Origin of the sequence: Bartonella sp. CM86QHHN, assembly GCF_042194695.1 — a bacterium.
Classification (GTDB): domain Bacteria; phylum Pseudomonadota; class Alphaproteobacteria; order Rhizobiales; family Rhizobiaceae; genus Bartonella.
The window spans coordinates 43,358-57,606 of the sequence record NZ_JBHIND010000081.1; the positions used below are offsets into that span (position 1 = coordinate 43,358).

Annotated in this window: 12 protein-coding genes; all 12 read right to left on the reverse strand. The window is 38.7% G+C overall.

The annotated features are described in order from the left end of the window. Nucleotides 1–20: 20 nt before the first annotated feature. Nucleotides 21–1,649, reverse strand: coding sequence for a BID domain-containing T4SS effector (locus ACFIKX_RS09200; RefSeq protein ID WP_375627899.1), 1,629 nt, complete (start codon nucleotides 1,647–1,649; stop codon nucleotides 21–23). A gap of 516 nt (nucleotides 1,650–2,165) precedes the next feature. After that, on the reverse strand, nucleotides 2,166–4,082 hold the full coding sequence (traG, locus tag ACFIKX_RS09205; protein ID WP_375627901.1) for a Ti-type conjugative transfer system protein TraG: 1,917 nt from the start codon (nucleotides 4,080–4,082) through the stop codon (nucleotides 2,166–2,168). A 156-nt stretch (nucleotides 4,083–4,238) separates the two neighbouring features. Then, complete coding sequence (locus ACFIKX_RS09210) at nucleotides 4,239–5,873, reverse strand: BID domain-containing T4SS effector (RefSeq protein ID WP_375627903.1); 1,635 nt, start codon at nucleotides 5,871–5,873, stop codon at nucleotides 4,239–4,241. 10 nt (nucleotides 5,874–5,883) lie between these two features. Further along, nucleotides 5,884–6,099, reverse strand: a complete 216-nt coding sequence (locus ACFIKX_RS09215; protein ID WP_375610603.1) for an antitoxin VbhA family protein — start codon at nucleotides 6,097–6,099, stop codon at nucleotides 5,884–5,886. 65 nt (nucleotides 6,100–6,164) lie between these two features. After that, on the reverse strand, nucleotides 6,165–7,235 hold the full coding sequence (virB11, locus tag ACFIKX_RS09220) for a P-type DNA transfer ATPase VirB11 (protein WP_375627906.1): 1,071 nt from the start codon (nucleotides 7,233–7,235) through the stop codon (nucleotides 6,165–6,167). After that, entirely contained in the window at nucleotides 7,232–8,392 is a 1,161-nt protein-coding gene (virB10, locus tag ACFIKX_RS09225) for a type IV secretion system protein VirB10 (protein ID WP_375627908.1), read from the reverse strand. The genes virB11 and virB10 overlap by 4 nt, the downstream gene beginning before the upstream one ends. Beyond that, the gene (gene virB9, locus ACFIKX_RS09230; protein ID WP_375612192.1) at nucleotides 8,385–9,251 is read right to left on the reverse strand and encodes a P-type conjugative transfer protein VirB9; all 867 of its coding nucleotides are present in this window, start codon (nucleotides 9,249–9,251) and stop codon (nucleotides 8,385–8,387) included. The genes virB10 and virB9 overlap by 8 nt, the downstream gene beginning before the upstream one ends. Beyond that, nucleotides 9,248–9,952: a virB8 family protein gene (locus ACFIKX_RS09235; protein ID WP_375610599.1), complete on the reverse strand. Its 705-nt coding sequence runs from the start codon at nucleotides 9,950–9,952 to the stop codon at nucleotides 9,248–9,250. The genes virB9 and ACFIKX_RS09235 overlap by 4 nt, the downstream gene beginning before the upstream one ends. Next, on the reverse strand, nucleotides 9,906–10,208 hold the full coding sequence (locus ACFIKX_RS09240) for a type IV secretion system protein VirB7 (RefSeq protein ID WP_375610598.1): 303 nt from the start codon (nucleotides 10,206–10,208) through the stop codon (nucleotides 9,906–9,908). Before ACFIKX_RS09240 ends, ACFIKX_RS09235 begins: the two co-directional genes overlap by 47 nt. Before the next feature lie 210 nt (nucleotides 10,209–10,418). Then, on the reverse strand, nucleotides 10,419–11,405 hold the full coding sequence (locus ACFIKX_RS09245) for a type IV secretion system protein (RefSeq protein WP_375610597.1): 987 nt from the start codon (nucleotides 11,403–11,405) through the stop codon (nucleotides 10,419–10,421). Beyond that, complete coding sequence (locus ACFIKX_RS09250; protein ID WP_375610596.1) at nucleotides 11,392–11,877, reverse strand: type IV secretion system protein VirB5; 486 nt, start codon at nucleotides 11,875–11,877, stop codon at nucleotides 11,392–11,394. The genes ACFIKX_RS09245 and ACFIKX_RS09250 overlap by 14 nt, the downstream gene beginning before the upstream one ends. Next, nucleotides 11,874–14,228 (reverse strand): VirB4 family type IV secretion/conjugal transfer ATPase, encoded by a 2,355-nt coding sequence (locus ACFIKX_RS09255; protein WP_375653204.1) that lies wholly within the window; start codon nucleotides 14,226–14,228, stop codon nucleotides 11,874–11,876. The genes ACFIKX_RS09250 and ACFIKX_RS09255 overlap by 4 nt, the downstream gene beginning before the upstream one ends. Nucleotides 14,229–14,249: the final 21 nt, after the last annotated feature.

Below are 14,249 nucleotides of genomic sequence, written 5' to 3' on the forward strand. Positions count from 1 at the left end.
AAAACAAAGTTTCATATTTTTTAGTTGGCCATAGCAAGTGTATTTGAACGATTTTGTGTGCGTGTGTAGAATTGGCTATGAGTGTTCCTTGCTTTTTGAACAATGTCGGTAATTTCTCGTGCTTTCTGTTCTGATATACCAATACTTTGTGCAAGTGTTTCATAATCTTTGTTTGTGATCGCACTACATTCGTTTGATGAGAGACGATGTTCTAAACTGTTTATAAAAGTACGGAGCTCTTGGTGTAATTGAGGAGATTGAGACAAGATTTCTCTTTGTTTTTCCGGTGATAAAGCAAAAATAATTTGCAAGTTTTGACTGGGATTCTCTACCGCTTTTCCAAGGCGTTCTTGTTTAATTTTATGGTCTCGAGTGACTATATTATAGGTAGCTTCCACAGTATACACATAATTCTCAATTGCAAGAGAGAGCACATCAAGATAATTTCGAGCGTGTACACGTGCCGGATTTTGTAGACCGCATATACTAAAACCTGCAAGAGGAGAAACAGAGTGCGGTGCCTGTTTAATCTGATTAGCAAACTGTCTGCCTAATTCTGGATTTTTAATAATCTCTTCTATCTGTTCGTTTAATACGTTTGCGTCACCATAAACAGCTTTTGCGTAAGCTCGGACTTGCTTTTGAGCTTTGAGAACGTAACTATCTAGCGCAACTGTTTTGGCACATTCACTTTTTGTGAGAGGCGCTAATGTTTCTTTTGGAATAAGCGTGTTTTCAAGCTCTTTGCTGTTGGGGGCGGTAAAGGTAATGATATCACCAGGTTTTAATGTTTTTAATCGTTCTGGTGTGAGATCATCTTTGCTACCAATGATGTAAGTTCCTTGCATATCGAGTATAAAACTTTCTGAATAACAACCTTTATAAGTTCCTATATAGGTTTCTCCTGCCTTTGTTGCTATAACAAGGCGATCATCCACGTTGCGTCCCGTATTGTTTATGTGGTCCATAAATTCTTTTAAAAGACGTATTTTGGGGGGATTGGAGATATCCTCAAAAAGATCTTTCAACAGTTGTGTATTGCTATATTGCATTGCTTCGCTACAGGCAGCCATCATACGTTTTTGTGTGACAAGCGAAAAGTCAAGCTGATGTCCTGCAGCTTTGGCAAGATTTTCAAAAAAGACTTGTTCTGTGTGCTCATTGCCATCTATGAATGGGTGGATTTTGTGAAGAGAATAAAATAGACTCGTTGCTTCCTTGACAAATTCTTCGCGTGTTAAGCCTTGCAAATTGTCTTTTTCGGCAAGCGTTTGATCTAATTTTTGTAAGAGTTCAGGGATTTCTTCACCGGTTGCAAAATTATTGCCCCATTCCATTCTTTTCATTTCTGGCATGGCGGCAATGCTATCGTCTGTAAATGCGAAGGGGATATGGCGCAGATGTCCAGCCCATACAAAGGTATTTTTAAACAATTGTTGGTGGATATGGCATAGATAAGTTGAATTAAAATATTCTGGCAGGGGTTCTGCACGCAGATTGATCATGGCTTTTTGCCTATCATGTGAGCATTTTTCCAGAAAACGTTTTAAATCTGTTTCTCCATATCTATTTTTGAGAATTTGGGTACCAAGATAGATATAATTATGGGGTGAGGGAATTCCTTTTGTTTTTTCTTTTGCTTTGGGCATTGTTACATTCCTTATAATGTTACATTGTCTATGAGAGTGTGTTAAACTTTTTGTTTGAAAATCCCCCACGCATATTGTTTTGAGATGTTGAGACTTGGGTGAGGAAAAAATCCCTCAAATTCGTAGGTGTTTTTGAGTGTATCAATCTTTATCTTGGCACTTTTTTCTTTTACTGAGAGAGAATGGTTCATTTGGGTTGTTTTCATGCATATTGTCTTTTAATTTTTTTGTAGAAAAATTTCTCTATAAAAACGGTGCCTTCAAAAGTTTCCTGATAGGATTCTCAAGGCATAGATATGATTGGTATTTATTATTTGGAGATGAGGAGAGTGCTTTATAAAGAAAATTGGCATTGGTAAGCACAGGTATAATACCATCATTTAAAGACTTTTCCCCATATTTTTCTTGTTGTATCAAGCGGGAATTCCTTCTTTATAGGCTTTTATGAGATAGAATCTCTGCTTTTATCCTTTGATGTTTTTGTTTTGATGCATGGCCTCCATTAGAGGGTGTTTTTTAGTTTTTCTTTTGTGGAGCAAAGCGGTTTTTTGCAGCTGCGGCTAACATTTCTTTTCTTCTGAAATAGATGGCGCGTCCACAACGTAAAGGGGGTTGTCCTTGCATAAGAATAATTTGTTCATCTTGACGCATTTCTTGAATAACTTCGTGGGGTAAAATCAGGGCTCTTTGTTGGTAATTGACGTTGTATGAACTCTTTCCTAAAGATAAACCTCTTGATTTGTTTGTTCCGGTTACTTCAACGGTCATTTGGCCACAGCGTTCTGAAATGTCTTTGGCAGTTTGGAGATCTTTAATGGCAGCATAGCTGACAAAGGAACAACTTTCAAACCATGAACGTGCTCCTGCTTCTCCAAAGTGGTTGACCAACTGGCCAGAGGATTGATAGAAGAGCATCAAGGATGTACCGTATTTACGTCCACGGTCGCGGGCTTCTTCTAAAATATTCATATAGCCTAAAAGATCAACTTCATCTAAGACAAATAAAACACGCTTTTTATAGTTACCGTCTGCTGTAACCATGGCATTGAGAAAGGCGCCAATAATCACACGTCCAATAGCTGGATAACTGTTTAAAATGCTTGCGGGGAGATTGAGAAAAACATCTGTATTGCCATTGGTAATATCTGAGGAAAAAAAATCATCTCCGCAGACAAGATCTGCATAATTGGATAAAGAAAGCCATTGGGTGTCTTTTGAGGCGGTTGTATAGACTCCTGAAAAGGTTTGTTCTGCCATTTCTGTAAAAATACCAACCATTTCACGAATAAAAGGAGAAGGTGTTGTTTCTTGAATCATGCGTAATTGATTAACAACAGCTGTTTCTGATTGAGAGAGAATGCCACGCAATGTTTTTAAATTGCGTTCGCTGTCTTCATATTCATCAGAAAATACAACGTGAGCAAGAAGAGCTGTTAATAAATTATGGGCTTGTGTCGAGAAATATTCTGCTGAAGAATTGTCTGATTTTTTATCTGTAAGAAGCAACTTTGAAAAGCTTACAATATTCGCTTCGCGTTGCGTGCGTGGTACGCTGTCGTCTAAAAGCCAATCGATGACATTAAAGTTTTTTGTTAACAATGAGTTGGGATCGAGAACAATGACATTTCTATTTCCCATTTTTTGACGCGCAAATTTGACCATTGGGGCAACTTCTGTTGAAGGATCAAGACAAATAATAGACCCTGGATAGGTTAAACACGTAGGAACTACTGTACTTGTTGTTTTATAGCCACCAGAACCAGCAAAAAAGATCATATGAGTTGAACCAAAATCAAGATTAAAGGTTAGCAAAGGGGCTGTTCCACCCTTTCCCCATGTTGTTTTATTGCCAGGTGCAAAGGGAATGTTGCACACATTATCTTGATCGACACGGTATCTTTCACCCACAACAATTTGCCCATTGGCAGGAAAGATTTTTGCTGCCTCTCTTAAATTCATCCATGATGCTTCACCAAAAACACCTTTTTTTGCACGCTTGACCTTATTTTTAGGTGGAGAGGTTGTTATGAATTGAATGAGGGACAAAAAAACACCAATGATGATGCCAAAGACAACCATGGGATCCATAAATTGAAGAGCGTAGCTCCACGTTATTCCTTGTTGGCCAACATAGGGACTTAAGCGTTTTATTTCACCACCAATATAGTAAAGAGCGGTTGTTCCAAAAAAAACAACGGAGACAAAAGTGATCATTTTACGTAAGTGCAGTTTTTGCGAGAGACTATACAACAATGAAACAGCAGCTGTTAGTGCTAAGACTAATAAAGGTTCTGAACGAAGAGTCCAATAAATTTGATCGCTCTTTAGTCCATTTGTTATAAACAACAAAAAGTGAGGGACAAGGAATATCGTTAAAGCACCTAAAGCGATAGGGGTTAAAATGAGTACCATTTGTGTTTTGGTATATTTCATTATATTTTACTTTCAATTCTATCAGAATATGCTGCGAAATGTTCTTTTTAGGTGTGTGATATTAACACTCTTTCTTTTTTGCAAAGGTGCAGATAACGCTCCAAACAGTTTTCGTTTATGAGCCTTTCTCATTAAGGAGGAAGCTTTTGTCTATTCTTAGCAGGCCATAGCGAATGCTTTGGAACGGTGCATTGTGCATATTTGTGCTCGTTGATGTACTTCTTTGGTTTGCTTAATAATTTCTGTAATTTGCCTAGCTTTACTTTCTGATACACCAATGCTTTGAGCTAGTGTTTCATACTCATTATTTTGGACTGCTTTATGTTCATTTGGTGAGAGACGGGTATTGATCTTTTTTACAAAGTTGCTGAGCTCTTTTTGACATAAAGGATTTTTTGCTAAAGCTTCTTGCTGTAATTCTTTTGGCAAGGCAAAGAGGTTTTGCAAGCTTTGACTTGGCATTTCTACCATTTTTGCAAGGCGACTTTGTTCTGTTGCATGTTCTTGCGTAATTTCCTTTTCAGCATATTTTACAGCATGCGTGAAATTTGCAACGGCAGTACAGAGCATCTCAAGATGATTTTTAGCGTTTGCGCGTGCCTGATTTTGTAGTCCACATAAACTGAAACCTGCAAGATGAGAAATAGAGTACGGTGCTCTTTCAATCTGGTTGGCGAGCTGCTGGCCTAAGTTTGGATTGTTGATGATTTCTACCATCTGTTTGTCTAATGTTTTTGTACTACCATAAACAATTTTTGACAATAGCTGGACCTGTTTTAGGCTTGCGTGGACACAAGAATCTTCTGCAACCATTTGGGCCGTTTCATTTTTTGTCAAAGGGGCTAATCTCTCTTGTGGAATGAGAATGCTTTCAAGCTCTTTTGTTTTGGGAACGGTAAAGGTAAATCTATCACCGGGTTTTAATGTTTTGAGTTGTTCTGGTGTGAGTTGTTCTTTATTACCGATGATGTAAGCGCCTTTTACATTGAAAGCAAAGCTATCATAACCAGCACCTCTATAGGTGCCCGTGTAGGTTTCACCTTCCTTTGTGACCATAACAGGGCGATCATTCACACTACGCCCAAGTTCTTTCATGTTGCTCATGAATTCCTTTAAAAGAAGTATTTTATTGGGATTAGAGATATCTTCAAACAGATGTTGCATTGGTTCTAGATCACCATTTTCTGCTACAGCAACACTGGCGAGCATCATGCGTTCTTTTGTAACAAGTGAAAAGTCAAGCTGATGCCCTGCTGCTTGAGCAAGCTTTTCAAAAAAGACCCGTTGTGTACGTCCATTTCCTTTTCTAAAAGGATGAAGTTGGTTAAGGGCGTTAAATAAGCTTATTGCTTCAGCGTTAAATTTCTCGCGCGTTAAGCCTTGCAAATTATCTTTTTCGTCAAGCGTTTGATCTAATTTTTGTAAACCGTCTTGGATTTCATCACCGAGTGCAAAAGGATTTTCCCATCCTGTTCTTTTCATTTCGGGCATAGCGGCTATGGTGCCATCTTCAAATGTAAAGGGGAGATGGCGCAGATATCCAGCCCATTCAAAGGTATTTTTAAATAAGTGGTGATGAATAGAGCATAGATAGGAGCTATCAAAATTTTCTGGTAAGGGGGCTTCACGCAGATTAACCATTGCTTCTGCTGTATCATGTGAGCATTTCTCCAGAAAGGATTTTAAATCTTTTATTCCATATTTATTTTTGAGTGTTGTGGTGTTTGGGTAAACATAATGATGGGGAGAAACTGTCTGTATATTTTTTGTCTTTGCTTTTGCTTTTGGCATCGTAGCTTCCTTATAATTTTACGTTATCCATAAGAGTGTTAAATTCCTCGAGTGAAATATTCCCCTTTGCGTATTCTTCTAAAATTTTGAGTGTTGTAGGATGAAGCGCTATTCCCTCTATCGCATGGGTGCTGATGGCTGCTTCAACGGCTTCACGGCGTTTTTTTAATTCTTCTTCTGTCATCGATAAAAGATTTTCTCTATTTTCTGTTTCGTTGGTTTTCATGCATTTTTTCTCTTATTTGCAATCGTTGCTTTAAAAGAGCCTTTGGCAGCCGGTGTGATCTTCTTTTAGTCACCTCCAAAGATGTTTCGTTGTTTGAAGGGATCGTAATAAATTTCTGTGACCTTAAATTTTCCTTCAATCCGTTTGCATTGGATGATGATATCAATCATTGAAATCAACAGGCCTCGAATATCATCACGCTCTAAATCACCACCGCCTTCACTTTCTTTGACCAAAAGGGTCATCTGCTCAAAGGCTGCAAGTGCTGTTGATGCGTGAACCGTCGTAATGGAACCTGGATGGCCTGAATTGACATTGCGGATATAATAAAAGGCTGTACCATCTCGAAGTTCTTGCAAAAGAATACGATCAGGACGCATCCGTAAAGATGATTCAAGTAACTCTTTGGGGCCAACGGAGGCTAAGCCTTGTCCATCTTTTGAATAGAACATTGAGACATGGTTAGGGTGTGGTATCACCAATTCTTGCGTGTCTTCAATGGTGATAATACGCTCTTCTTGAGGGATTTTGGCGATTAATGCTTTTGATAATGTTGTTTTACCCGAACCGGTTTTTCCCGCAATTAAAATATTTTTCTGGCATTCTACAGCTTGATTTAAAAAAGAGACAAAGTCTTTATTACAGTAGGCATTGGCTAATTTATGCTCGATGATTTTGAGTTCGTTAAAACGAGAATGATAGTCATTCAAGGGTGTGAAAGAGATCTGTTCACAGAGCGAGAAGAGGCCCTTATTTGCGAGCTCTTCGAGAGAAAAACTCTGCGATGACGGTTTACGAATTGTCATACTAATCGTGTCTTTTTCGACAGCGGGCGGAATGACAATTTGAATACGCTCATTGCCTGGTAGCGTTGCAGATAATATTGGGTTTTTGTCCGATATGTTTTGCTTGGAATAGGATGCGACAACTTTCGCAATCCCCATAAGCTCATTAAAAGAGAGCCCCGGTGCTTCTATTGTTTTCCATCCATCAAATCCTTCAGTCATGACTTGATAGGGACGATTGATAACAATTTCAAAGAGTCTATCATCTTTCAAAAAAGCACTGATGGGTTCAAGTTTTGTGAGAACAATCGCAACGGTTTCATCGCTCATGGTATGTAAGTTTGAGTTCATTCTAAAGTTACCGCCGAATTTTTGTAAAAGTTTCTTGAAACAGCTCGATTGATAATCTGTTTTTTGTTTTCGATGACTTTCAATTTATAAACGCTGGAAAAATCTAAATCGCGGGCAACAAAGATATTCACCATTTCCCCTTGGTTTTTGGATAATGTTGGAGGAATATTGGCGTAATTTTCTACGAGAATGTTTGCGATGTTTTGTCCTGAAGAGATTGTTTCAGTTTCTTCTTTTTCCTGTTTTTTTGATAAACGTTTATTGGCATAGTGTGTTGCATCTTTTATTAGTGAGACAAGAAGCGCAGACCCAATCCTCTCGAGCCAATGGTTATCAATATCTCCATCCATACCAGAACGCCCTAAAGCATCCGTTGCCGGTGAAGCTAAAGATATAATGATACCATTGGGGGTTTTTGCTCTATTCCATAGTACAAAGAGACGTGTTTGGCCTTTTTTCAATCCGGCGCGATATTCACCAACAATTTGGGTGCCTTTATCAAGAAGCACAACACGACCATTGTCTGATAAGATATCTCTGGAGATGATACAACTGGCAAAACCTTGTTGATCACTGTTGATGGCTGTTTCTAAAATACAAGGAATAGAAGTTCCCATCGCGATGATGTAGTTTCGATTGCCAAGGGTTGAAGCACGAATACCTTCAAGCACTGTGGGTTTGAGAAGATGATTAAAACGTTGTGTCGTTTCATCAGGTTTGCTTTCAAGTTGGTGAGGCAAAGCACCATTATTTGTTTGTGAATCTATTTTGCCTTGTTGTGTACTTGCATAAGCTAATACAGGAGCACGTTGTGCTGCTTCCAGCAGTGAGTTATCAGAATTTAATTGATTGATGTTTGGTGTTGGTAGCTCGACTTTTGGTAATAGAGCGTTATTTCGTTGAGGCTGTTCAAAGGGGGGAGGGGTAGGCTTTGCAGGACGAAAAAGCTCTGTTTGTTTTATAACTTTTCCTTCTTTTGAAGATTCAATTGGTTGCTTTTTGTCTGTAACAAGTGTTGAATAGGCTAAATAAAGACAGACACTGAAAAGAATAATAAGAGCAATAGCTTTCCCCACATTGTTCTGTTGACTTTTCCCTTGAGCATTTTTTATTGTATCGCGATCATTAATGCTTTTTTCATCCACGGTGTTATTCATGGCTGCTTCCTAGGTTCACTTTACGTTGTACAGATGGTGATGTCGTACCTGTTTCAGGATTAATTCCTTTTGGCACGAACCTTTTGTTAAAGATGCACAATACTTCATTCCCACGTCGTAGCGTGAATTGTGCAGCTGTTGCATGAACAATAACCTTGTTGCCTTTAATCGATTTGGGAATAAGCGCTTCTTGCCCATCAGGCGATACAATGTAAATGGCAGGGATTTCAATGTTGCCTAAAAAGGTAAAGGTTGTTGTTTTCCCATTATCATAGACAGAAGCAGGTTCAATAAGAGATGAGCCTTGAGCTTCATAAGCCCAATTGCGTGGTCCAAAATCTTCATGGATATTTAGAATATCATTGACAAAGTTTTCTTCACGTTGTTTTTCTTTTTCTGCTTCGGCTAATTTTTTACGTAAGGCTTCATCTTCTGGATAACGAAACTTTACCAAGAAATACGTCTCATTGCCGGCTGAAACATCGCCTTCACGGACTTGTAGCTCGAATTGATAAGAGCGTTGTGTTCCATCTTGGCGGCTTGTGACAATTTGTAAATTTGTCACAGGCTGAACTTCACGTGGTTTGAGAAAAACAAAGTGTCCAGCCGGTGCAACTTGCCAAGCAACCGAATTTCCAATTCCTACATAGGTTACTTCTTCATCAACGGCAAATTCTAGTTGAACCGAAGAGCGAATGGAGCCAATGATTTGTACGACGTTGTAGGGGTCATAATTGACAAATCTGATGCGGTTATCTTTACGTGCACTGACAGGCGCTGTTTCCGCAAGTGAGAGAGCTGTGTGAAAGCTGACAGTGATCGTAAAAATTAAAGAGATTGTTTGTAAAAGTCTGATCATTTTATCACCTCTGGATCAGATCTATATTCCGATACTTGAAAACCAAGAGGGTTGATAAGACGATCAGACGTTGAAATGTGTGCGTTCACGTAGGAAAAATTTAAGATTGAAATCCAATGGGAAATATTTTCTTTTTCATTCAAGTCTCTGATCGTTTTATAGTAACGAACTTGGATAAGATCTTTACTTATAAAAGAGATTGATTTGATTGTGATCGTAGCAATCATGTTATGATAAATATTTTGCGGACTTTCTGGATTATTGCCCGCGTACCATTTTGCAAAACGGTTTTGTTCTTTTGGAGAAGATAAAAGAGAGACTAAGCGAAAATTGTTTTCTGCTTCTGATGCTTGAAAACCTTCACGAGCGCGAACATATTGGCTGGCAAAATAACGCGTTATCGCTTCATCATAGTCGTTAGGGGATTCTTTTAGGGCGCTTACAGTATCAATAATGCCTGTTGAGTTATCAACGCGGATAACAAAAGGCTCTACCGTTTTCAAAGGTGTCAAAGCTGCGACAGCTAAAGCCAGCGCAATTGTCATCAATCCAAAAAGCACTGTTAAAGCCATGGAGATTTTCATCCGCACGCGCATGCTATGCATGCGATCAATGTCAAATGAGCGCGCTTCTTTTATATATTCTTCAAGGGCATCACTTTTCACGCATAACCTCCACAGTTTTATCAGATCGTGCTTCATGAATAACCGGCTTTAATAAAGCTGAATTGGCTGTTACTTTTTCACTTTCCAAAGTATTGAGAATGATGGGAGTGGTAACAGGCTTTACACTCTTTTCTGGGTAGACAATGTTTTTATTGTCCCAATTCCACTTATCTTTATTTAAAGCGCGTGTATGTTTGCCATTACAGCGTGGTGGTTTTTTAGGGCCACTCAAAGAGGCACAACCAGTAAGAGCGATTGTTAGGACCATAACAAAAGTTATTTTTCGTTTCATTTTTTGAACTCACAAATATCTTGGAATACAATGCATGAGAGCCTTTGTTCTGAACATTTTTACAAGTTTATGTGATGCAAGGTTTTGATTGGTTTTATTGTTAGACCCAAGATGTTAGATCTTATCTGGAACAGGATCATGGCGTGTACGCCAAAGGGCGCACACAAGGCAAAAACAAAAATGCTTATTCTTTTAAAGAGGTGCTTTATCTTAAAATCGACCACGACCGCCTCCAGATTTACCTGCTTTTGCTGCCGCCCCTGCCGCACTTCTAACAGCGTTACCGGCAGCTCCTGAGATTTGTGAAGTGGCACTTTTTACTGCATTGCCACTCGCTCTTGCACCATTGGAAAGCATTGTAAAAATCTGTCCTCCTGAAGAGACACCAGCGTTAAAGTATGGTCCGCCAGAGGCCAGCGCTGTTGCAATACCAGGAAGCGCACGGAAGATAATAACTCCTATGATCGAAATGACGATGACAGGGGGAAAAAGAACATAAATTGATTCATATGAAACTTTGAGAACCTGTAGGATAACTTGACATATAATGGTTCCAAGCATGATTACGAGAACTTGTAAAATGGTAAAATTGATCAAAGTTGTAATCCATGCATCGGAGTATTTTCGCGTTGCATTGAACAAATACAAACTAATGAATAGAGGCCCAAGACCTATAATCATGACGAGTGCAACTTGTGCAAACATTTGCACAATAAAACCACCTATACAAAAAAGAATAACCGCGAGAAGCATGATAGAACCAAGAAGACCCACAATGATCTTTTCAAAAAACCAAGCATTGTATAAGACTTCTTGATAACGCGAACTTGCCTTTAACAAAATATAATCAAAAACATTGGAGCTTGCAGGATTACTGTTAAGCGCATTCCCAATAGCATTGGATAAATCATTGAAGAAAATATCCTTGACATAAGTATTAAATGTATCCGCATTTGTTGCCATTGTTGTAACAACAACGATTTTAACAACATTATTGAGAAGACTATGCATGGAAAGCGCAACGCGACCTGTCATAACATTATAGCCATAAAGAAAGATAAAAATGATTGCGGCGAGATTTAAGGGCGCTGAAATAGCAGAAGATAGCCCACTCACCGTTGTGTCCATCACATTATCAAGGGGTTTTAAAATATACCCAGAAACGCTTTCAAAGGGAGAAAAACTAAAGTCTGACATCTGTACGCGCACTTTCAAGTTTTTCTTTTAATTGTTTTTCTTTTTCTTTTAACTGTTTTTCAATATGTTTATGCTTTTGTTGTTCCTTTTCTTCACGCAATTCGTCTTTTGTTTTCGTATCTCTTGCTTGAATCATATCAAGAGACTGAAGTTTTAAAGAATTCACTTGAAGATCGGCTTGAAGAAGAGAAAGTTTTATTTGAAGCTCTTGTTGAAGGGCTTGCAATTCTTCAGGCTTAGTGTCTTTTTTTGATTGAATATTTTCAAATTGATGATTTATTTCTTTGATTTTATTTGCAGTGTCAGTTGCTGTTTTATAAATAGTTTCAGCTGTTTCTGATTTTGCAGCATTTAATTTTTGTGTGTTCTCGAGTGCTTGTTTATAATATTCATCTACATCGGGTGTCGTTTGTGATATTGCATGAGAAATAAAAGAAAAAGATAACAGTGTAACTAAGCCATATTTTTTCATTGATTTTTTCTCCTTTGATAAAATATGGGCAGCCATTTGTCAGGGTCAGCTCCATATTCGTTGATAATTTCATTCATGAGTTCAATGTTTTTTGTTGTGCCGCTTAAAACGGCGATCTCATCATTCATTCCACGTAAGTTAAGTTCTGCAACGACGGAACTTTGTCCTTGTTTGATGAGAAAACGACGGGATTCTCTGCTTAACTCTGACTGTATCAGTTCAAATTCACGCTCAGTAAGTTTGAAAGCTTCGACATAATCATTGTAATTTGCTTTTTGATTTGGAAAAAATATTTGGGTGGGGCATTGCTCAATGATTGTGTGCGCGATTGTTGAGTTCAAAGCATCTTTAGGGCTTTGTGTTGCAAAGAGCATCATGCCATTTTGTTTACGAATTGTTTTTAGCCGATCTTGCGCAAAAGCTTTAAATGAATCATCTTCTAAAGCTTTCCAGAATTCATCAACGACGATAATGATGCGCCGCCCATCAATCAGATCAAGAATGCGGTGAAAGAGATACATCATTAAGGGGCGCCGAATTTCTTCATTATCTAAGAAATCGGTCATGTCATAGCCAATGAACTGCGCATTTAAATTGAGATCATCTTGGTCATTATCAAAAACCCATCCTAAATCATTGCCTCTAATCCAGCGTTGCAGCCGTATGGCAATTCCTTCTTTGGATGTGTTGTCAAAAAACAGTTGAAGGGCACCAAGAGAGCGCTGGGTTGGGGGTAAGTTTTCCAAGGAATCAATGGCTTTGGCGATATCTTGTCGCTCTTCTTCTGTTACGATTTGCCCTTCAGCGGTCACCAGCTTTAAGATCCAATTACGAAGAAAGATTTTATTTTTTTCGGTGTATTCCATGCCCTTTAAGGGAGCAATACCCGTGGGCTGCCCATTTTTTAAAGGTTTGTATTTCCCTCCTCCAGCCCGTACAAAAATCTCTGCTCCTTGATCTTTATCAAAAAAAACCATTGTTGGATTGTGTTTTTGTAATTGTGCAAGAAGAAAATTAACAATCACTGTTTTACCAGATCCTGATGGACCACAAACAAATGTGTTTCCAAGATCGCCATAATGAAAATTAAAATAGTAAGGTGAACCAGCCTGTGTTTTTAGCAATGCGACAGCAGCTCCCCAAACATTATCGTTCAGTTTGCCAACAGGGAAAGAATGGAAGGGCGATAAAGCGGCAAAATTTCTGCTGGTAATGGCGCCTGAACGCGCACGATAGCTAAAGTTTCCAGGAAGCTGTGCCCACCATGCTGCTTCCAATCCTAAATCTTCTCTGGCAATCACGGCTCCTCCATTGGTTAAATGGGAACGTGCTTTTGATAAGTTTTCAGACAATATTTTAGGATGATCAGCAAAAACAGCTAAAGAAATGTGGTGTTCTCCCAAAACAAAACGGTTTGATTCTAAATCATCTAGCGCTTCATCCAGTGCATCGATTTGTGAGCTAGCACGGTCAGCTGCATTGATCATTTGATTTTGTTTGCGGCTCATAATCGCACTGGCGGCTGCCTTACTTTTAAAGACAAAGGATTGTGTTAAGATGAATTCAAATGGCACCGTAAGCAGACCATCAGTCATACCTGGGCGTGTTTTAGAAGGATACTCTTTCCATCCAAACATGCCCACAAAGCGTTCATTGCTTTCATGGCGAATTTCGATAATTTCTTTCCCAAAAATAACACGATCCGAGTAAATTGTTGAAGCAATAGTTCCAAATGTGAGAGGAATACGCTCACGTCTTCCCCCTACTAGCTGGTGGAGAAATTCACTTTGTTCGGCAAATAAAAGTCCTTCATGTTCATAGATGGATAGCAGACGGACTTCATACTCTTCCAAACCTTGCATAAGATCTTGACTTAACTCTTCGAGTTTACGAATAGCTTCCTCGTCGGGCTCAGATTGTGTTTTCTTGGCTTTGCTCAAGCGCTGAAAAAATGAAACCAGCTTTTCTGTTTTATCCGCGGCCGGATTCCAAAGCAGTGAAATAAATAGATCATTTCTATACAGTTCTTGCGAAACCATTTTCTTTTTATATTTTTCATCTAATGTTGTTGCAAAAGATGAAAGAAAATGACCCTCTGGGTATATCGTTTCACGGCGGCGGATGATGTGAGAATATAAAGCAAGCCGCTCATCTGCGATATTTTTTAAAAGGGTGTTTAATTGGTTGTGTAAAGAATTTAATTGATCAATATCCGCAGTGTCGAAATTTATACCTTCAACAGCCATCACAACCATTAAACAGCGTGAATTTAAAGCAACGACATGTTGGTTGATGTAGCGTATATAGGGAATATATTCTTCAGGCAAAGTTTCCCGTTTCATTATTGACATCTGTTTCACCAGTTTCGTTCC